At 73.0% G+C, this 19,117-nt stretch carries 18 protein-coding genes; 7 read left to right on the top strand and 11 right to left on the bottom strand.

The features are described 5' to 3' along the window. Positions 1 to 146: 146 nt before the first annotated feature. Complete coding sequence (locus ACFYV1_RS03830; RefSeq protein WP_389393719.1) at positions 147 to 857, top strand: hypothetical protein; 711 nt, start codon at positions 147 to 149, stop codon at positions 855 to 857. 140 nt (positions 858 to 997) lie between these two features. Here the strand turns inward: ACFYV1_RS03830 and ACFYV1_RS03825 are convergent, their stop codons facing one another. From ACFYV1_RS03825 to ACFYV1_RS03800, 6 genes are all read right to left on the bottom strand, one after another. Then, entirely contained in the window at positions 998 to 1,816 is an 819-nt protein-coding gene (locus ACFYV1_RS03825) for an inositol monophosphatase family protein (RefSeq protein ID WP_389393718.1), read from the bottom strand. A 41-nt stretch (positions 1,817 to 1,857) separates the two neighbouring features. After that, positions 1,858 to 3,645 (bottom strand): gamma-glutamyltransferase family protein, encoded by a 1,788-nt coding sequence (locus ACFYV1_RS03820; RefSeq protein WP_389394564.1) that lies wholly within the window; start codon positions 3,643 to 3,645, stop codon positions 1,858 to 1,860. A gap of 18 nt (positions 3,646 to 3,663) precedes the next feature. Continuing rightward, positions 3,664 to 3,906, bottom strand: coding sequence for a DUF6411 family protein (locus ACFYV1_RS03815; RefSeq protein WP_389393717.1), 243 nt, complete (start codon positions 3,904 to 3,906; stop codon positions 3,664 to 3,666). Positions 3,907 to 3,968: 62 nt separating this feature from the next. Then, positions 3,969 to 4,721 carry a restriction endonuclease gene (locus ACFYV1_RS03810; protein ID WP_389393716.1) on the bottom strand — a complete coding sequence of 251 codons (753 nt, stop codon included), beginning with the start codon at positions 4,719 to 4,721 and terminating at the stop codon, positions 3,969 to 3,971. 179 nt (positions 4,722 to 4,900) lie between these two features. After that, complete coding sequence (locus tag ACFYV1_RS03805; RefSeq protein ID WP_389393715.1) at positions 4,901 to 5,392, bottom strand: hemerythrin domain-containing protein; 492 nt, start codon at positions 5,390 to 5,392, stop codon at positions 4,901 to 4,903. 131 nt (positions 5,393 to 5,523) lie between these two features. After that, complete coding sequence (locus ACFYV1_RS03800; protein WP_389393714.1) at positions 5,524 to 5,958, bottom strand: DUF6223 family protein; 435 nt, start codon at positions 5,956 to 5,958, stop codon at positions 5,524 to 5,526. A gap of 451 nt (positions 5,959 to 6,409) precedes the next feature. On the opposite strand from ACFYV1_RS03800, the gene ACFYV1_RS03795 reads away from it, so the two are divergent. Together ACFYV1_RS03795 and ACFYV1_RS03790 are read left to right on the top strand one after the other, a co-directional pair. Beyond that, entirely contained in the window at positions 6,410 to 7,537 is a 1,128-nt protein-coding gene (locus tag ACFYV1_RS03795; RefSeq protein WP_389393713.1) for a sensor histidine kinase, read from the top strand. After that, positions 7,534 to 8,199, top strand: coding sequence for a response regulator (locus ACFYV1_RS03790; protein WP_389393712.1), 666 nt, complete (start codon positions 7,534 to 7,536; stop codon positions 8,197 to 8,199). Before ACFYV1_RS03795 ends, ACFYV1_RS03790 begins: the two co-directional genes overlap by 4 nt. A gap of 116 nt (positions 8,200 to 8,315) precedes the next feature. On the opposite strand, the gene ACFYV1_RS03785 is transcribed toward ACFYV1_RS03790, so the two are convergent. The 3 genes from ACFYV1_RS03785 to ACFYV1_RS03775 all read right to left on the bottom strand — a co-directional run bounded on the left by ACFYV1_RS03785 (position 8,316) and on the right by ACFYV1_RS03775 (position 11,368). Next, positions 8,316 to 8,969 (bottom strand): M15 family metallopeptidase, encoded by a 654-nt coding sequence (locus tag ACFYV1_RS03785; protein ID WP_389393711.1) that lies wholly within the window; start codon positions 8,967 to 8,969, stop codon positions 8,316 to 8,318. Positions 8,970 to 9,155: 186 nt separating this feature from the next. Then, entirely contained in the window at positions 9,156 to 9,662 is a 507-nt protein-coding gene (locus ACFYV1_RS03780; protein ID WP_389393710.1) for a MarR family winged helix-turn-helix transcriptional regulator, read from the bottom strand. Further along, positions 9,659 to 11,368, bottom strand: a complete 1,710-nt coding sequence (locus ACFYV1_RS03775; RefSeq protein ID WP_389393709.1) for an FUSC family protein — start codon at positions 11,366 to 11,368, stop codon at positions 9,659 to 9,661. The genes ACFYV1_RS03780 and ACFYV1_RS03775 overlap by 4 nt, the downstream gene beginning before the upstream one ends. 239 nt (positions 11,369 to 11,607) lie before the next feature. Between ACFYV1_RS03775 and ACFYV1_RS03770 the strand changes: the two genes are divergently transcribed. The 4 genes from ACFYV1_RS03770 to ACFYV1_RS03755 are packed head-to-tail and all read left to right on the top strand — an operon-like array spanning position 11,608 to position 15,275. Beyond that, positions 11,608 to 13,932: a nitrate- and nitrite sensing domain-containing protein gene (locus tag ACFYV1_RS03770; protein WP_389393708.1), complete on the top strand. Its 2,325-nt coding sequence runs from the start codon at positions 11,608 to 11,610 to the stop codon at positions 13,930 to 13,932. Next, positions 13,929 to 14,333, top strand: a complete 405-nt coding sequence (locus ACFYV1_RS03765) for a roadblock/LC7 domain-containing protein (RefSeq protein ID WP_389393707.1) — start codon at positions 13,929 to 13,931, stop codon at positions 14,331 to 14,333. Before ACFYV1_RS03770 ends, ACFYV1_RS03765 begins: the two co-directional genes overlap by 4 nt. Beyond that, a complete protein-coding gene (locus ACFYV1_RS03760; protein WP_389393706.1) occupies positions 14,333 to 14,698 on the top strand; it encodes a DUF742 domain-containing protein in 366 nt (121 codons plus the stop codon). The genes ACFYV1_RS03765 and ACFYV1_RS03760 overlap by 1 nt, the downstream gene beginning before the upstream one ends. Next, positions 14,685 to 15,275: an ATP/GTP-binding protein gene (locus ACFYV1_RS03755; RefSeq protein ID WP_389393705.1), complete on the top strand. Its 591-nt coding sequence runs from the start codon at positions 14,685 to 14,687 to the stop codon at positions 15,273 to 15,275. Before ACFYV1_RS03760 ends, ACFYV1_RS03755 begins: the two co-directional genes overlap by 14 nt. 356 nt (positions 15,276 to 15,631) lie before the next feature. On the opposite strand, the gene ACFYV1_RS03750 is transcribed toward ACFYV1_RS03755, so the two are convergent. After that, positions 15,632 to 16,180, bottom strand: a complete 549-nt coding sequence (locus ACFYV1_RS03750; protein ID WP_389393704.1) for a hypothetical protein — start codon at positions 16,178 to 16,180, stop codon at positions 15,632 to 15,634. Between the two features lie 33 nt (positions 16,181 to 16,213). Next, entirely contained in the window at positions 16,214 to 19,072 is a 2,859-nt protein-coding gene (locus tag ACFYV1_RS03745) for a DNRLRE domain-containing protein (protein ID WP_389393703.1), read from the bottom strand. Positions 19,073 to 19,117 lie beyond the last annotated feature (45 nt).

The raw sequence follows: 19,117 nt of genomic DNA, 5'->3' as shown, positions 1-19,117 counted from the left end.
CGCATCCGCCCGACGCAGCCGCTCGCCCGGCAGCCGCCCGACGCAGCCGCTCGCCCGGGAGCCGCAACCGTGGTGCAAAGTGGCGCGTCTTCGACGGTGCCGACCGCGCCTGCGGCCCGGCGAAGCGGACAAAGGGGGGACCTTCGATGAACGGAACCAGGAGGCTGTCGAGACGGGCGACGTGGCTGATCGCCGCCTTCGCCCTGGCTTCGGCCACGGTGGGGTGTCAGGAACGGGCCGACGGCGGGAACAGTTCGGCATCGAAGTCGCCTGAGCCCGCCGCTTCGTCCGACGCACCCGGTGGGGACTCGGGCAAGGGGCGCGGAAAGGAATCGGCCAAGCCGTCGCCGGATGCCTCCGGGAAGCCGGGCGGCCGTTCGAGCGCTCTGACCTGTGATCAGCTGCGGAACGCCGAGCTGCAGAACTCCTCTCTGCGGCTGCCCGACGCACCGGAGGGGACGATCGCCCTCACGGACGGACGCTGGGAAGGCGACGGTGTGCTGATCGAACTGCAACCGCAGTGCGGCATCGGCGACATGACGGGGGACGCGGCGGCCGACGCCGTGGGCGTCATCAAGGTCAGCACCGGGGGCACCGGCAGGTTCTACGGCCTCGTCACATGGCGCAACGACGCCGGCACGCCGGAGCCGGCCGCCGCGGCCTCGCTCGGCGACCGCACACCTGTGGTTTCGATCGACATCTCGTCGGCGCCGGCGCGGCAGGCGACCGTCGTCTACCTCACCCGGCGTGACTCCGATCCGGCGGCCGTGGTCACGCTCAGGCGGACCGCCGTCTACCGGGTGACGGAGCCCGCCATGGTCGAACTCCACCACAGCGACGCCCCGTACACGCCATGACGCGCATCGCCCGGAACGCGGCCCCGGGCGAGTGATCCGCCGGCGGCGGCACCCGCCCCGCCGCCGTCCGGCTCCCCCGTGCCCGTCTGCCGTCCGGCCCTCCGACGCCGTCCGGCTCCTCCCGGGCCCTCGCGGAGCCGTCAGATCAGCAGTTCCCGGATCGTGCGGGCCGTGGCCTCGTCGCGCGCGGCCGTGAACGGCAGCGTGTTGGGGCCGGCGATTCGGAACGGCTCGCCCGTGACGGTGAGATGGGCGCCGCCCGCCTCCGTCACCAGCAGCAGGCCCGCCGCGTGGTCCCAGGGAAGGTCCCAGGAGAACGCCACCGCGTCCAGGTCACCGCGCGCCACGTCAAGGTACTCGAGGCCCGCGGAGCCGCACGGCCGGGCCTCGACGCCCGGGACGTCGAGGCCGAGGAGCGCGCGCTTCTGCTCCGGCGTGGTGTAGTCCGGGTGGGACATCGCGACCCTCAGCGCCGCGCCGGCGGCGGGTGAACCGGAGCGCAGCGGCGCGCCGCCCAGGCGGGCGCCCTCGCCGCGGACCGCGACAGCGAGCTCCTCCAGCACCGGCGCGTACGTCCAGGACGCCAGTACCTCGCCGCGCAGGGCGAGCGCGACGAGCGTGCAGAAGCCGGGCTCGCCCCGCACGAACTGCCGGGTGCCGTCGACCGGGTCGACGATCCACACGGGCGCTTCGCCGTGCAGCGCGTCGGCCACTGCGGGATCCGCGTGGACGGACTCCTCCCCCACGACGACGGAGCCCGGCAGCAGCGCGGTCAGCGATGCGGTGAGGTGCTCCTCAGCATTGCGGTCGGCGATCGTGACGAGGTCGTGCGGGCCGGTCTTCTCGTCGACCTCGTGCGCGGCGAGCCTGCGGTAGCGCGGCATGATCTCGGCGGCCGCCGCCTTGCGGAGGGCCTCCTCGACGTCGGACAGGTCACCGGTCAGAAAGTCATCGATCATGCCTCCAGACAATCACGTCCGGCTGACATCGCGGGATGCGCTCAGCGTCCCACCGCGTAACCCTGCATTCCCCTGGGGTTCGCCGCGGCGGAGAGGACGCCCGTCCGCGGGTCCCGGGCGACGGCGCAGAGCCGGCCCTCCGACCAGGGCCCGCCGACGGTGACGTCGTGTCCGCGGTCACGCAGCGCGGCCACGACGTCACCGTCCATACGGGACTCGACGGTGACGCTGCCGGGCCGCATGCCGCGCGGGTAGAACGACCCGGGGAAGGCGTCGTTGTGCCAGTTGGGGGCGTCGACCGCGCCCTGGAGGTCGTATCCGCCGCGGACGCTGCCGCGCAGGGCGACGGCGAGGAAGAAGTGGAGCTGCCACTGGTCCTGCTGGTCGCCGCCGGGCGTGCCGAAGGCCATCACGGGCACGCCGTCGCGCAGTGCCAGGGAGGGGGTCAAGGTGGTGCGGGGGCGGCGGCCAGGGGTGAGTGAGTTCGGCAGGCCGGGTTCGAGCCATGTCATCTGCAGCCGGGTGCCGAGCGGGAAGCCCAGTTCGGGTACGACGGGGTTGGACTGGAGCCAGCCACCGCTGGGGGTGGCCGCGACCATGTTGCCCCACCGGTCGACGACGTCGACGTGGCAGGTGTCGCCCCGCACGGCGCCGTCCCGTGCCACGGTGGGCTCCCCCGCCCCCATGGGGCCGGGGACGGGTTCGCCGGTGACGACGTCCGCGGCACGGGGGCTCAGCACAGGGGTGCGGCCGCCGGGGCTGCCGGGGCGCAGTTCGTACGAGGCCTTGTCGCCGATGAGCGCGCGGCGGGCCGCGTTGTACGGCTCTGACAGCAGGTCGTCGAGGGGTACGGCGGCGGCGTCGCCGTACCAGGCCTCCCGGTCCGCCATGGCCAGTTTGCAGCCCTCTACGAGGAGGTGGACGTAGTCGGCGGAGCCGTACGCGGGCAGTTCCGGCGGCAGCAGCGCGAGCTGCTGCAGGAAGGCCGGCCCCTGGCTCCAGGCACCGGCCTTGCACAGGGTCCAGCCGTTCCAGTCGTAGGTCACGGGTGCCTCGTACGTGGCCGACCAGCCGGCCAGGTCCGCGGCGGCGAGGGTGCCGGTGTGGCGTTCGCCGCTGGTGTCCATGGTGGGGCGGTCGGACTGGCGGAGGAGCGCCCGGGCGACGAAGCCGGTACGCCACACCTGCCGGGCGGCCTCGATCTGTCCGATCCGGTCGGGCGCCGCCGCTTCCGCCTCCGCGATCAGCCGCCGCCAGGTGGCTGCGAGCGCCGGGTTGCGCAGCGGCTCACCGGGGACCGGGGCGCGGCCGCCGGAAAGGTACACCTCCGCGGACGAGGTCCACTCGGTCTCGAAGAGTAGGCGCACGGTCTCCACCGTCTCGCAGAGCCGCTCGACGGGAGGGTGCCCGTGCTCGGCGTAGCCGACGGCGTAGGAGAGCACCTCGGCGAGCGACTTGGTGCCGTGGTCGCGCAGCAGGACCATCCACGCGTCGAAGGCGCCCGGTACGGCGGCGGCCAACGGCCCGGTGCCGGGGACGAGTTCGAGACCCAGCGAGCGGTAGTGCCCGATGGTGGCCCCGGCGGGCGCGACGCCCTGGCCGCACAGCACGCGCACCTCGCCGCCGGCCGGTGCGACGATCACCGGGACCTCGCCCGCGGGTCCGCACAGATGCGGTTCGACGACGTGGAGCACGAACCCGGCGGCGACGGCGGCGTCATAGGCGTTGCCGTCCCGTTCGAGGACGGCCATCGCCGACTGGGAGGCGAGCCAGTGCGTGGAGGACACCATTCCGAAGGTGCCCTGGAGCGTCGGCCGGGTGGTGAACACGTTCGTCGTCACCTCGTTCTAGAAGGGCATGCGTCCGCGGGCACGGCGGCCGGCGGAACCGCTGCGGCTCACGGCACCGGAGCTGCTGCGGAACGGTTTGCTGAATATACGCCCGAGGAAACCGGGGGCCTTTCCGCCCGCACGCGCTCCGAGGCCGAGGGTGCGCTGCGTGCCGCGCTCGGGGTGGCGCGACAGGCGCGGCACGAGGAACGCCAGCACGGCGAGGACGACACATACGGCAATGATTCCTACGATCATCATGGGTACTCCAGAGTTGTGGTTCTTCTGCCGTTTGCCCGCGGCGGCGGACGGCACGCGTCGCGTCAACCGCCGTCGATGCCGTCCCGCGTTCCCTGTCCGTGACCGGGGCCGGCGGACGGCAAGGCCGTTTCGGCCTCCCACGGGGCGGGCCCGCCGCCTTCGGTCCAGGCGACGAGGCCGCGGTGGTCGAAGCACCGGATTCCGCACTGCGCGGCGTACTCCGCCGCCGGCTGTGTGAACTCGCCCGTGGTCACGACGGCCGCCACATCGGCCCCGTGCACGGCGAAGCATGTGCCGCCGAACCGCTGCACTTCCTGGGACCCGACCTTGTTCATGGGGCCGTAGCGCTTGCACTGCATGACGACACGCCTCCCGTCGGGCGTGGTGGCGATCACGTCGGCGCCCAGATCGCCCGCGCCTCCGACGACCTGGACGTCCCGGCAGCCGTCGCGTTCGCACAGCGCGGCGACCGCCTGCTCGAAGCCGTCGGGGTCCATGGCCGCGAGGTCGTCCGCTTCGAACGCCCCGGGAACCTCCTCGGCCTCGGGCACCGGGGCAGTCGTCCGCCCCTGTTCCACCGTGGTCGTGGCGGCGGAATGCCCTGCGGCGTGCCGCGTGAGGTCCGAGAGGCCGCCGACGAGCCGGCCGGCCGCGCGGCGACGGCGGGCGCTGCGCAGTCCGGCCGCTGCCAGGACGAGCACGGCCACGGCGGCGACCGCCGCCGCGGGCCGCTGCTCCGCCGCCCTGACGACCACCTTCAGTGTGAGCCCCACCGCGGACAGGACGACGGCGACGAGACCGAAGAAGAGAACCAACTGCCGGACACTGAAAGCCTGTTTCCGCTGCCCGCGTGCCGGGCGCCTGAAGGGAGCGGTCATATCCGGCGGTCACCGCCCTTGGCTGCTGCGACAAGATCACTCATGCAGGCCGTATGCCCCGCCTGCGGGCTTTCACCGGACGGGCCCGGGCGGTGCGGACCGCCGAACCCGGTGCGTCAGGTGATCAGTTCGCGTACGTGGCCGACGCTGCCGCAGTCGGCGTCCAGGTGCTTGGCTCGTGCCTCGCGAAACGCCTGGCCGAGCTCGGCCCGCCGGTCCTCTGCGACGTTCTCGCGCGTGTCGCCCAGCAGCGTCCGTTCCTCCTCGTCCACATGGTGGTTGACCGATGTGACGAGCGCTTCGAACTTCTCCTCCCACTCCTCGGAACCGGTGTCCTTCACCTCGAGCAGTGCGAGCAGTGCCTCGTTGGCCTCCTCGTGCTCGTGGACACCGTGGTCGACGTCGTCCCCGTCCACGTTCTTGTAGCGGCGCAGAGCGGGGTAGACCTCGTCCTCCTCGGCCTCCGAGTGGGCGACGAGAAGGGCGGAGAACTCGCGCAGTGCGGCGGCGCGGTCGGCTTCGGCACTGCGCATCGTTCGGAAGAGTTCCTCCATCCTGCGGTGGTCCCGCAGGATCAGCTCGACGACGTCGTCGGTCGCTGACGGCATATCGGCTCCTCGAGTCGCTGGGGTGGTGGTCCCGCTCACGTACCCCGGTCCGCGCACGTCAGACGTGGCGGTGCCTCGCGGCCCGGCACTCGCCGGGCCGCGAGGCCTCCGCCGTTCGCGGCCGGCGGACCTCAGCCGGTGCGACGGGAGCGGGCGAGGGCGAGCCCGCCCAGGACAGTGCCGACCAGCCCCAGCACCAGGGCCACGACGGCTCCGCCCAGCCCGTTGCCGGTGCCGACACCGCCGGAGGAGGTGGCCACGACCACGCCGCCGAGGACGATGCCGGCCGGCGCCGCCACCAGGGCCACTCTGGCCCCGTTCCGTCCCGACCACCGGGTGCCGATGCGGCCGGTGCGGCCGGTCGCGGGAGCCAGAGCCAGCCCGCCGACGACTGCGCCGATCAGGGCCAACAGGCCCGCCGCGAGGGCCCAGAGCCGCCCGGCGCTCATGGTGTGGACGGCAGCGACGGCCGGCCCGGCCGACGCGTGCGCGGCCGCCGGTGCGGCGAGCCCGAGACCTCCGATCAGGGCGGCCCCGGCCACGACAGGCGCACAGCGGATTCTCATGAGGTGCTCCTCACTCCTACGACTGGACGTCGTTGCCTACTACTCGACGTCGTTCTCACGACCCGACGTCGCCCGATCATGGCTTCCGGACCCACCGCCGGTCGTCCGGCGGACGCAGTCAATCGGCGCTGCCGCGGACGCCGCAGGAAACCGCCGATGTACCGCGTGTGCGGTAGCCGGCCTCGGGGCCGCCGGCTGCGCCGAGCATGCGGGCCGGCAGGTCCCGCGGGCCTGGTCGCAGTCCTCCGCCCACCTCACCGTGAAGAAGTTCAAGGGCGGCCTCCGACCGCGGGCCCGGGGAAGGTGCCCTCGGTGGCGAACCCGATCCACGAGCGGGCCTCGACCGACCACACCCGGGGCAAGGCCCGCCGTGCGTACGGGAACCGCGTCACCGCGGGCGGTCGTCCGCGCGGAGGACTCGCCCACGCCGGCATCTGGCTAAGGTGCGCGCATGAGTACAGGACGGTCCGGGATCCGGGCCGATGTCATGAACTGGGCAATCGCCGCCTGCGTGGCGGCGACGCTGCTGGTCTCCGGACTGTCGGCGCAGCACACGGCGACGCGCCTCGACCTGCTCGGCTACGCGCTTCTGACGGGCGGCGGGCTGGCGTTGGCCGCACGCCGTCGTGCTCCGGTTGCCGTCCTGGCCGTCACCGGGCTGTGCGCGGCGGGCCACCAGGCGGCCGGTTTCGACGTGCCCGCCGTCGCGTATCTGTTCGCGGTGTACGCGGCCGTGCGGGCGGGGCACCGCGTCGTCACGGTGGTGGCGAGCGTGGCCCTGCTGGCCTCGCTCCCGCTCGCGGCCCTGGCATCGGGTCTGCACGACACGGGCGAGGCGTTCGCGCAGGCCCGGGGCGCACTCGAGATCGCCTGGCTGGTCGCCGCCGGTGCCGCGGGGGAAGCCCTTCGGCAGGCCGAGCGGCGGGCGGACGAGGCCGAGCGCACCCGCGAGGAGGCCGCGCGGCACCGCGCGGACGAGGAACGGCTGCACATCGCGCGGGAGTTGCACGACTCACTCACCCACCAGATCTCGGTCATCAAGGTGCAGGCCGAGGTCGCCGTCCATCTGGCCCGCAAGCGCGGCGAGGTCGTGCCGGAGTCGCTGCTGGCGATCCGGCAGGCCGGTGGTGAGGCGGCCCGGGAGCTGCGGGCGACCCTGGAGGCGCTGCGTGACGACCGCAAGGCGCCGTCGCATGGCCTCGCCCACGTTCCGGACCTGGTGGAACGTGCCCGTACGACGGGTCTGGAGGCGACGCTGACGATCGAGGGGCAACGGCACGACGTTCCGGCCGCGGTGGACCGGACCGCCTACCGGATCGTTCAGGAGTCGCTCACCAACATCGCCCGCCACGCGGCGGGCGCGACCGCGTCGGTCCGGATCGGCTACGGCCCGGACGTCCTCGCGATCCGGGTCGATGACGACGGCAGCGCCACGCCGGGCCCCGCTCAGGCTTTCGGTGTCGGGCTGCTCGGGATGCGCGAACGGGTCACGGCCCTCGGCGGCCGGCTGCGGGCCGAGCCGCGCGGGGAGGGCGGCTTCACCGTCCAGGCCGAGATTCCCGTGGACCGGACCTCGTGATCCGGGTCCTGCTGGTCGACGACCAGCCGCTCCTGCGCAGCGGGTTCCGCGCGCTGCTGGAGGCCGAGGACGACATCGAGGTGGTGGCCGAGGCCTCCGACGGGGCCGAGGCGCTGGCCCGCGCCCGCGAGCATCTGCCCGACGTCGCGATCGTCGACGTCCAGATGCCGGTCATGGACGGCATCGAGGCGACCCGGCGCATCGCCGCGGATCCGGCCCTGGCCCGGGTGCACGTCGTCATCCTGACCAACTACTGCTTCGACGAATACGTCTTCAACGCGCTGCGGGCCGGCGCCGCCGGGTTCATCGTCAAGGACATCCGGCCGGAGGACTTCCTTCACTCCGTCCGCGTCGCCGCGCGCGGCGACGCGCTCCTCGCACCGTCGATCACCCGCAAACTCATCGACAGGTACGTGACCCAGCCGCTCAACCCCGGCAGCGAAGCGGGGTTGAAGGAACTGACCAACCGTGAGCGCGAGGCCGTCGCCCTCGTGGCTCAGGGCCTTTCCAACGACGAGATCGCCGAACACATGGTGATCAGCCCGCTGACCGCGAAGACACATGTCAACCGGGCCATGGCCAAGCTTCACGCCCGCGACCGCGCTCAACTGGTGGTCCTGGCCTACGAGTCGGGCCTGGTGGTCGCCCCACGCAGCTCCTGACCGGCGCGAGCCGGAAGACGCGGTCGGGGTCGGTGACGCGGTCGGTGACGCGATTGCAGTCGCGGTCGGTCGCGGTCAGTCGCGGTCAGTCGCGGTCAAAGACGCCCGCGGCCCGGTCAGGTGCCGTCGGCGGAGAAGTGCTGGTAGTCCGGGGGCGACCACTGGCCGCCCCACTCCCAGCCGGCGTCGTTCATCGCCGTGGTGACGGCGTCGCCGGGTGTGATCGTGCCCTTCGCGGGCCGGTCGCGGTCGAGGTGGGCCTCGGCGGCCGGGGGATGCACCTGGCCCGAGCGGTCCACATACGGGTTCTCGACGGGGTTGATGTCGACAGCGTCGCCGTAGGAGTGGCGCGACAGGTGGCGGGCGTCGCCTGTCACCCGGCGGCAGTTGTACGCGGAGGTGTTGTCCGCCGCCATGGCCCTGGCGTCGTCCCCGCCGAACTCGGCCATGACGTGCATACGGCGGATGGGGAAGCGTTCGTCGAAGATCCTGCCGAAGACGCGCAGCAGCGGCCGGACCGCGTCCTGGTGGACGATCAGCTTCCCGCGGTGGATCCGGCCGTCGAAACCCCAGTGGTTCATGGTGATCAGCCGCAGCCGGGACGGCGGGACCGGGCAGCCCGGTTCATGGCTCGCGCCGAGTTCCGACCGCGCGACGTCGCTGACGGTGGCGGACAGTCGCGGCACGGCACCCGCGGCATGTGCGGGCAGGGTGCCGAGCGTGAGCCCGAGGGCCAGGGCGGGCGCGGCGGCCCGGCGCACGACGTTCACCCCTCCAGGTTAAGGACTCGGCGGCTCGTCGGCCGCTTCACCCGCACCGGCCCGCGGGCGGCGGTCGCGGTCCGGTGCCCCTCCCCCGTGTCAGGGCCCGGCGGGCCGTGCCTGGAAGGTACAGGGCAGCCCGGCGGGCCGTTCCTGGAAGGGTCAGGGCAGCCCGGCGAGCCGTGCCTGGAAGGGTCAGGGCCGGGCGGCGCCGAGCCGGCCTTCGAGCTGCACCAGGAGCTCGCCGAGGTGTGCGGCGAGGCGGATACGGGTCTTCTCGTCGAGGCCGGACAGCACGGCGCTCTCGTAGGCGAGTTGCTGGGGCAGCAGCCGGTCGACGAGGTCCTGTCCGGCATCGGTGAGCCGTACATGCGCGACCCGGCGGTCGCGCTCGTCACCGCGCCGGTCGACGAGGCCGCGTTCCTGGAGGGCGCGCAGCCGTTTCGTGACCGCCGCCCCGGAGGAGAACGTCTCGCGGGCGAGCTCGCCCGGAGTCAGTTCCCGGGCGTTGCGCCGGACCGCCCCGAGGAGGTCGAACTCGGCACGGGTCAGCCCCTCGGAGCGCAGCGGCGCGTCCTCCGCCTGCTGCAGCAGCGCCGCGCAGCGGTTGATGCGTCCGATGAGCTCCATGGGCGCGGTGTCCAGGCCGGGATCGACCGCCTGCCACTGCCGTACCACCGAGGCGACGACGTCGTCTGTCACACCACTCCGATCGAAGGGGCGGGGGTGGAGCCCGGTCCGGGCAGCCTCCGCCGCTCTGCTGTTTCCGCGAGCGTACGGTGTGCCGCCTGCTCCGCCGCGAGCACCCGCTCCTCGGGCAGGGCGCGAGGCCACCATTCGCCCGCCGCGGCGTCCTGGGCCTCGCGCAGCGCGACGAGCTCGGCGGCCAGCCGGCGCCCGGCTCCGTCGAGGGCGGGCGGCGCGGCCGCCGGGTCGGCGAGCGTGCGCTCGGCGTCGGCGCGGGCTCGTCCGGTGGCGGCGAGGGCCTTCTCCAGGCGGCCCGCCGCCCTGCGGTTGGTGACGGCGATCGCGGCGAGGAGGCCGAGGGCGGCTCCTGTCAGGGTGTCCAGTACGCGCTCGCCGATCAGGCCGCCGGCGGGGTGGGTGCCGGTCGATTCGACGAGCAGCAGCGCCATGGGGGTGACGGCGACAGAGCCGAGCCAGTAGTTGCGCGTGATCAGCGCCTCGGCGGCGAAGCTGAAGCACATCAGGCACAGCACCAGGGCAACCGGCCCGGTCCTGATCAGCGGGACGACGGCGGCGAAGGCCAGGACGCCGAGCAGGTTGCCCAGCGTGCGCTGCAGGGTCCGGTGCCAGCTGAGCGTGACGTTGAGCTGGAAGACGGACGACGCGGTGACGATCGCCCAGTACGGCCGGTCGACGCCGAGTGCCACGGCGGCGTACCCGGCGAGCGCGCAGCCGACGAGGGTGCGGACCGCGATCGGCATGTGCGGTGAGCCGGGGGCGAGGCCGAGCAGCAGCGTCCGCCGTGCGGCGCGGCGGCGTTCTCCGCGTACGGACCGCTCGGCTCGGACGCCGGCCGGTTCACGGTCCTCTCCGGGGACGGGCGGTACGGCGGGGACGGGGCCGCGGGCACGGGTCAGGGCGGCCCAGGCGCGCAGCCTGCCGGGGTCCGCCGCGTGCGCCGGCCTCCGGAGGGTCGTGGCGGCGAGGGCCGACTCCGCGTGGATAAGCAGGCGTTCGAGTTCCACGCGTACGGGCGTGGAGCGGCCGGCGTCGAGCAGCGTCCGACGGCCGGCGTGCACGGCCGCCGCCGCGGCGTGCCGGGTGCGGTGGCCGGGGTCGGCCGCGTAGGCGGCCGCGGCGTCCAGGGCCCGGGCGGTGGCGCGCCGCTCGGGGCCCTCCCGCCTGAGCAGGGCGGGTGAGACGGTGACCAGCCAGGAGACGGCGCCCGCGCCCAGGGCGAGGGCGATGTGGCCGGGGACGTCGGAGAGCCGCTGCGGGACGAACAGCGCGGCGGTGGCGACGAAGGTGAAGATGACGTTGCCGGGCGGCCCGATCCGGCCGGCGTCGCAGAGCGCCTTCTGGACGGCCGCGAGCAGGGCGCCGACGAGGACAAGCACGCCGACCGCGTCGGTGAGCGAGGCGGTGACCAGGGACAGGGCCAGGCCGGCGGTCATGCCGAGCACCACTCGGGCCACGACCCGGGCGCGGCGGGCGTAGGGAAGGCTGTGGCCGTACAGGGCGCAGAGAGATCCGGCCATCGTGTACATGATCAGGTCGAGCCGCCCGAGCGTGAGGAGCGCCAGATTCGGCACGGCGGCCGCTGCCACCACGCTCGTCGCGGGTTTGAACCATTGATCCGAGGGGCGGTTGAGGCGCAGCGCGCCTGCCACTGGGAGGGAGCGGACCAGGGCCCTTCGCGACAAGGTAGATGCATCACTCACTCAAATACTTTAGCAGGTGTTTCACCTGTAAATAAATGGCGAACGGAAACGCCCGCAAACGGGGCGGGGGTCGCGCCCGGGAGGCCCCGGAGAAAAACGGAGGCAAGGGGTCCAATCTCCGCCGTGGCTGGATATGATCGGCGCCCTTCAGGTCCGAACGGACCCGTACCCCGACCCCGGCACCCGTGAGGGCCGCCGACGGCCGTCGGTCCGTCCTGCCCATCCGCCCATGAGGACTGATGAATCGCACAGAACCCGCCGGACCGGTCACGCCCGCGAGACGACCGGGACGGCGCCCCCCGCGCCTGCGCACCCTCCTCGTGTGGCTCGCGGTGGTGCCGACCGTGGCCATGGGCGCCCAGGCGGCGGTGACCGCCGAGCGGCTGCTGGAGCAGTCCGGGCAGCTGCGGACGGACGTGGCGACCGGCGAGCGGACCGGCCTGCGCCTGCACGAACTGATGAAGGCGCTGCAGGCGGAGCGCACGGTGACGGCCGCGGTACGGGGAGGATCCCGTGTGCCGCCGGGCGATCTGCGCAGCCGGCGAGAGGCGACGGACCGGGCGGAAGCCGCCTTCCGGCAGTCCGTCGACCCCGGCCCCGAGTCCGAGCGGACGCACCGCCACCTCCATGAACTCGAGGACCTCCTCGACGAACTGGACGCCCACCGCGACGAGGTGGACGCGCGCAGCGGCACCGCGAAGCAGTCGTTCGCCTACTACAGCGGCGCGATCAGCCAGATGATCCGCAACTACCAAGAGTTCAGTCACATGAACGACGCCGACATCTCCTACGAGAGCCGGCCCGCGGTCGCCATGCTCTCCGCCTCGGAGCTGGTCGCCCAGGAAGACGCGATCCTCGCGTCGGCCGGGCCCTCGCGGACGCTGGACGCCGCCCGGTTCGCCGAGTTCACCCATGCCGTCGGCGCCCACACGTTCCTGTACGAGACATGGATCGTCCCCTACCTGCCGGAGGCCGACAAAGAGGCGTACGAACGGATCACCGGCTCCGCCGCGTGGCGCACCAAGGCCCGTGTGGAAGAGGCCGTGCTGTCCCACCACGAGGACACCGACGGCGGCGTGGTGCTGCCGGAGGAGGTCGACGCCTGGCCCGCCGCGCACCAGCGGTTCACCGAACAGCTCGACGGGCTCAACGACGACCGGCTGCGCGACGTGCTGGCGCACGCCGACGCCAAGGCCGGGCAGCTCGAGAGGGAGGTGGCCTGGCTGGTCGCCGCCGGCGCCGCCGCGCTCCTGATCGTCGTCGCCGTCGTCGTGTTCACCACCCGCTCGGTCCTGCGGCGTCTGCACAGCCTGCACGAGCGCACGGTGACCGTGGCCGAGCAGACGCTGCCGGACGTGGTGTCGCGCCTGCAGCGCGGGCAGCCCGTGGACGCCGAGGCGCTGCCGAGGGTGACGGGCGAGACGGACGAGGTCGGCCGCGTCAGCGACGCGTTCGCCCGTGCCGTCGCGGTGTCCGTGGAGGGTCACCGTCAACTCGCCGACGAGCGCGACGGCTTCGGCCTGTTCGCCGCCGGCATCGCCTCCCGCACGGGCAACCTGGTCAGCCGCCAGCTCAGTCTCACCGAGGAACTGCAGGACACCTTCGGCCACGACGAGACGCTGCTGCCCCATCTGATGCGGTCCGACCAGCTCACGGTCGGCATGCGGCGGCAGATCGAGAACCTGCTCATCCTCGCGGGCGGCGAGATCCCCGACCCGCACACCGAGCCGATGCGCATCGCCGACCTGCTGCGCGAGGCCGCCGCCGAGGTCGAGGACTTCCGGCGGATCGAACGGCAGCCGCTCGACGAAGTCAGCGTGGAGCCCCGGGTCATCAGCCAGATCAGCCATCTGCTGGCCGAACTGCTCGACAACGCCACCCGCTTCTCCCCGCCGAGGTCGAAGGTCGTCATCCGGGCCGAACTGGTCACCGACGGACTGTCCGTGGAGATCGAGGACCGAGGCCCCCGAGTGGCCCGCGAGACGTACGAGGAGATGAACGCGAGGCTGCACTCCGCCCCGCCGTACTCCGTCCTCGCCCAGAACGCCCACCGGCTCGGTCTGTTCGTCGTCGGGCACCTCGCCGACCAGCTCGGCGCCCGCGTGCTCCTGCGCCGATCCGCCTTCGGCGGGACGTCCGCGGTGGTGGTCGTCCCCGGCAGTCATCTGGTGCGCCCGGAGCAGGCTCCGAAGCCCGCCCGGCAGCCCGTGGTCCCCGCCCCCCGGCGGGTCCGCGAACCCCTTACGACGCCGGCACAGGGCCGGCCCGACACCACCGCCCAGCAGGACGCGGCGCCCACCGCCGCGGGGCTTCCACAGCGCAGGCCGGGCGAGGCGGCCCGGGCGGTCACCGCGACGGCGCACGGCTCCGGCCCGCCGCCGCTGCCCGAACGCGTGCCCCAGAGCCACCTCGTCGAACAGCTCCGAGCGCCACAGGAGCCGCAGCCGGCGGCGGGCCCGGGCGGCGCGGACGCCGCGACGCCCGAGGAAGTGGCGGACGCCTGGGCGGACTACGAGCACGGCACAGAGACAGTGGAACAAGAGCTCCGACGGGAACAGCCATGACGACGACGCAGAACGACGTGATCTACAGCATCCTGGACAACAACCTCAGCAGGATCGCCGGAATCCAGGGCGCGGTACTCCTGTCCAACGACGGGATCAGGCTCAGCGACTACCTGCTGGAGCGGGACCAGGCGGAACGCATCGCCGCGGCCTCCTCGGGCATCGCGGCCACCATGAAGGCGATCTCCCGCGACATCGGCGGCGGCCGGGTGATCCGCCAACTGGTCGAGATGGACGACAGGTACCTGTGCATCGTGGGTTGCGGGGAGGGCAGCACCCTCATCGTCGTGACCTCGCGCAAGGCGCGGCTCGGGGAACTCGGCGGCGAGGCGGTAAGGGCCTCGCAGGCCCTCGGCGAGTGGCTGAGCACCCCTGAGCGATCCCAGCAGTCCCGGCCCTGATGGCGGCCGATCCGCAGCCCAAGGGCCCGCGGCGCACGCGGCTGTACGCCCTCACCGACGGGCGCACGGCCGCGCCCCGCACGGCCCTCACCATGGACACGATGATCCTCGCGGCCCTCGATCTGGAGGATCTCGGCAACCTGCCCACCGAGTGGCGGGCCGTCCTCGGAATGTGCCGACCGCCGGGGGGACTCGCGGTCGCCGAGATCGCCGCCCGCATGCACATGCGCCTCACCCCGGCGACAGTGCTGCTGAGCGAGCTCGCCGACCGCGGACTGGTCCGTCCGCGGCCACCGCTGGAAGCGGCCAAGACATCCAACGTCCATCTGCTCACAAGAATCAGGGACAGCCTTGCGCGAATATGACACCGCCGCCGAGCAGGAGTCTCCCGTCAAGATCCTGATCGCAGGGGGGTTCGGCGTCGGCAAGACGACGCTGGTGGAGGCGATCTCCGAGATCGATCCGCTGCGCACGGAGGAACGGCTGACGGCCGCGGGGGTCGGCGTCGACGACCTCGACGGCATCGAGACGAAGACGTCGACGACCGTCGCGATGGACTTCGGCCGGATCACGCTCTCCGACGCCGGGGTCGTGCTCTACCTGTTCGGCACGCCGGGGCAGGAGCGCTTCTGGTTCATGTGGGACGCCCTGCTCGAAGGGGCTCTCGGAGCAGTCGTCCTGGTCGACACGCGTCGGCTGGACCGCAGTTTCGCGGCCGTCGACTTCTTCGAGAACCGCGGTCTGCCGTTCGTCGTCGGGGCGAACTGCTTCCACGGCGACCAGCCGTACACGGCTGAGCAGATCCGCGGGGCCCTGCACCTGAGCGACCCGCAGACACCCGTCATCATGCTCGACGCCCGCTCACGGGACGACGTGCGCGGCGTGCTGCTGTCCCTCCTGGACGTGCTCATCGCCAACGCCGAACCGGCCGTCTCCGGTTGACCCCTCGCGGAACCGGCCCGCTCCACCGATCACCCCTCGCGGCGCCGGCCGCCCCCGCTCGCCCGGCGCCGCGGACCCCGGCCGCGGGGCCGGCGGCCGTGCGGCCGGTCCTGCCCGGCCGCCGCTCCGGGCGTCTGCCCGTACCGGACCACGACGCCGCGTCGCCGGTACATCCGGCGCCCGAGGCCGTACCACCGGGCCACGTTTCGGCGTTCGTGGCACAGGAGCGACAGTGGCCCGCCCGTCGGGGCGGGCCACTGCCGTTCACACGCCTGCCGCTCTCGTCCTCGGCTCCGTCGCGCGACGTCGGCGCAGCTCAGGCGCGAGTCCGCGGCTCGGGCGAGTCGGGGTGCCGGTCAGGCGCGCCGCACGGTGAAGGCGCACCATGCGGTCCACTCCGAGACGGTGTTCCCGTCCTTCACCCGTACCCGCCAGCGGTAGTCGCCGTCGGTCAGCTTCCCTTCGGGCAGCTGGTAGGCGGCCTCACTGCTGCTGTCGCTGGTGAGCTGCTTGCGCTCCACCTCTGCGCCGGCGGCCGTGCCGACCTCGAAGACGACCTTGCGCCGCGGTCCGGGTTCGTCGGTCTCGACCGTTCCGGGCGGCGCGACCGACTCGAGGGTGGCGGCGAGGGTGGGCGCGCCGCTGGTGACGAGCGGGTCGCCCTTGGGGCTGCCGCAGAGCTGGAATCCCGCATAGGGCCCGTCGGAGATACGGGGCACCTCCGGGACGCGCAGCAGCAGGTCGTCGGGACCGCCGTCCGCGGCCCGGGCGGGGGCGGGGGCGGGGGCGGGGGTTTCCGCGGACGCCGCGGCGATGGCCAGGGGTGCGGCGACGGCACCGGCGGCGAGGGCCGCGACCAGTGCCACTGCCGCGCGCCCGGTGCCCTTGCGGGTTCTGTTGCGCACACGCATGACGGTGTCTCTCTTCCTCATGGCCGGCTATTTGACGTAGAGCGTGTGGTCGGGGTCGGGAGCCTGCGCCTGGGTGCACTGGTAGGAGGTCCAGCGGTGTTCGGCGACGAGGCGCTCGCCGACCGCCTGGCAGCCGGCGAGGTTGTGCAGGTCCTCGTACCTGGTCCAGTCGGCGGCGGTGTTGGGTCCCAGGCGGTTGGCCGCGATGAACGCGGCCAGCTTGTCGCCCGCGGCGAGGCCGTCGGAGCCGTCGAAGCGGTAGTGGACGCCGAGCCAGACGCGGGCCAGGGCGTTCTCCTCGGCTGCGGCGGAGATCGAGGTGTAGGTCCGGGTGACGCCGACGGAGTGCGGGTCGTCCGTGGTGGCCGTCCAGGTGATCAGGTCGGTGCCGAACCAGTCCCGCATGGCCTTCGACCAGGCGCCCGCGAAGGTCGCGTGACCGGACACGTAGGCGGGGAACGCCGGGCTGAAGTGGCTGCCGTTGCGGTCCTGGGACAGCGGCTGCCAGTCCGGGTCCGCAAAGGTGGCCGCGTTGCCGTCGCCGTCGAGGCGGACGGCGCTCTCGGGACGCCACAGGTCCAGGTCGGTCTGGTACTTCATGTCCCAGGCGGCCACCGACGCGTCCGCCATCGCGAACGCGGTGAGGGCGAACAGCTTCGCGTTGCCGAGGACCGTCAGCCCATGCTGCTGGGAGAGGATCTCGGTGTGCTCGAAGAGCTGGCCCGGCGGCTTGTAGGTGGTGTCGACGTCGTTGGCCCAGAACAGCGCGGCCTGCTTCTGGTCGGCGGTGCGGGCGGTGGAGTTCGCGCTTCCCAGGCTCTTGACCTCGTTGACCTGGTCGGCGTACGCCTGGCTGGTGAGCAGGCTGCCCATCTGCGTGTGGCCGGCGGGCCCGGCCGGCCTGAACTGCGCGCCGGAGGTCATGCCGAAGGGCTTGACCTTGCCCCATTCGGGAGTGTCGCCGGATCCGGTGCCGGTGGGGCGCCAATAGCCGGGGTCGGTGCGAGCCGTGTACGTCGCGGTGGACGCCGATCCGTCGTTCTGCCGTGCGGCGATCATCGCGGCGGCCGCCTTCTGACCCACCTCGGTGCCCGCGGCCCGCTGCTCGGCGGTGACGGCGGCGGGGATGGTCGAGCGGGCCGTGGCGATCTCGTCGTCGAAGTTGTACTCCGGGTACACCGACCTGAGCACGTCGAACGCCGCGTGGTCGATGGCGCTGTTCACGTCCGGCACGGCGCCGCCTGCGGCGGTGGCCTTGACCAGGTACGGGTCGCCCAGACACTGCAGGGCGCCGGCCGCGCAGCGGGCCGAGTTGGCGGCGTCGTAGATCGCCCCGTGCAGCATCGCACCGGCGCGGGCGAGCGGACCGGGCGCGCCGCCGACCTGCTTGTAGGTCGTCTGCAGGACGTTGTTCCAGTAGACGACGTGGTCCGTGACCGGGTCGGACGGCGTCTCGTAGGTCACGAGGATCGACGGCGCCTCCGGCGAGTCGCTCGAGGCGAAGACCTTGTACGCCTTGTAGTCGGCCTCGTCGGTGGCGCGCAGGCCGACGGTGTCCACCCTGCGGGTGGTCTGCGACCACTGCTTGACCAGCGGGGTGATGTCCTCGGACACCCAGCGGGGGCCGCAGTCGCCGTGGCCGTGGGTCTGCGTCGACGTGGTGACCTTGGAGCGCCACGCGGGCTGGCTGCCCCATCGGGTGTCGGCCGAGGCGGTGCCGGTGTCCCATATCTCCCAGGCGCGGGCCTCGCAGGAGTCGGACCAGGTGGCGTACAGGTTGAGCTCGGCGTTGAGGACGTCCTGTCCGGTCACCGAGGGGTCGCGCGGGAAGTTGATGAACGAGCGGGCCTCGCCCTTCTGCCACTCCCGGCCGACGTTCAGGCCCGGGTCGGCGGAGAAGTCGGCCGTGTCGCCGTTGCGCACGAAGGTGTCGAAGTTGGTGCCGAAGTACACCGCGGGGTCGATGGTGACGGGGTACTTCGTGTCCTTGTCGGCGAGGAAGCCCGGGTCGGCACTGACCTCGAGGTCGAAGCCCCCGGTGCGCCGGACGACGTCGAGATCGACGCGGGCCTGCCGGGCGCCTTCCCGGCCGGCCCGGTCGGCGGAGGCGTCCCACATGAACGGCGTCGGGGACTGGGCCACCGCCTCGCCGGTCCCGGCGTCGGTGAACACGAGGGTCTCGTCGGCCTTCAGGCTCGCCTTGAGGCCCTTCGTGCGGACGGGCAGTGTGAAGGTCGCCGCGCGTTCGGCGGCCTGCCGGTCCTTGACGACGAGGTACTGCTCGAAGCCGGTACGGGTGGCCTCGACGACCAGGTCCGTGCCCGGTCGGACGTTCTCGTACACGGCCCTGTGGCCGTCCAGTTCGGGCTCGGGCAGCGCGCCCTCCCAGCCGAGGGTGACGGCCTGTTCACCGCGCCCCAGTGTGAGGAGGTCACCGCCCCCGGTGCCGGTGACCCCGGCGAGCCTCAGTCCGCGGGGGTGGGCCTTGGAGCGGATCGAACCGTCGGCGTTTCTGACGAACGAGACGTCGACCGCGACCCACTCGCCGTTCTCGCGGTAGCGCACGGGCCCCGCGGACGACTCGACGGACATGGTGCCGTCGGGATTGGCCCACAGTGTCGTCTTCTCGGTGCGGGCGCCGACGACCTCGGTGCGCCGGCCCTGCGCCTGGGCGGTGAGGCGGGCGTTCGCAGCTTCCCGGTCGGCGGCGGTGCCGGCGGCGCGAGTGGTGGAGGATAAGGCGGCGGTGTCGGCCGCGGTCGCGCCGGGGGCCGTCGTCAGGGCGAAGCCCGTCCCGGCGAGCAGTGTCAGGGCGAGGGGCAGCGCGAGGCGCTGCGCCGTACGGGGCCGTGCCGGTCTGTGGGACCGGCCGGTGGATCTGTGCACGCTGTCGACTCCTTGAGCTCAAGGGCAGGTACAGACGCGCGCAAG

This window comes from Streptomyces sp. NPDC003023 (assembly GCF_042888225.1).
In the GTDB taxonomy this organism is placed as follows: domain Bacteria; phylum Actinomycetota; class Actinomycetes; order Streptomycetales; family Streptomycetaceae; genus Streptomyces.
The sequence above is the reverse complement of the archived record's forward strand: the minus strand, read 5'-3'. Positions and strand labels throughout refer to the sequence as shown.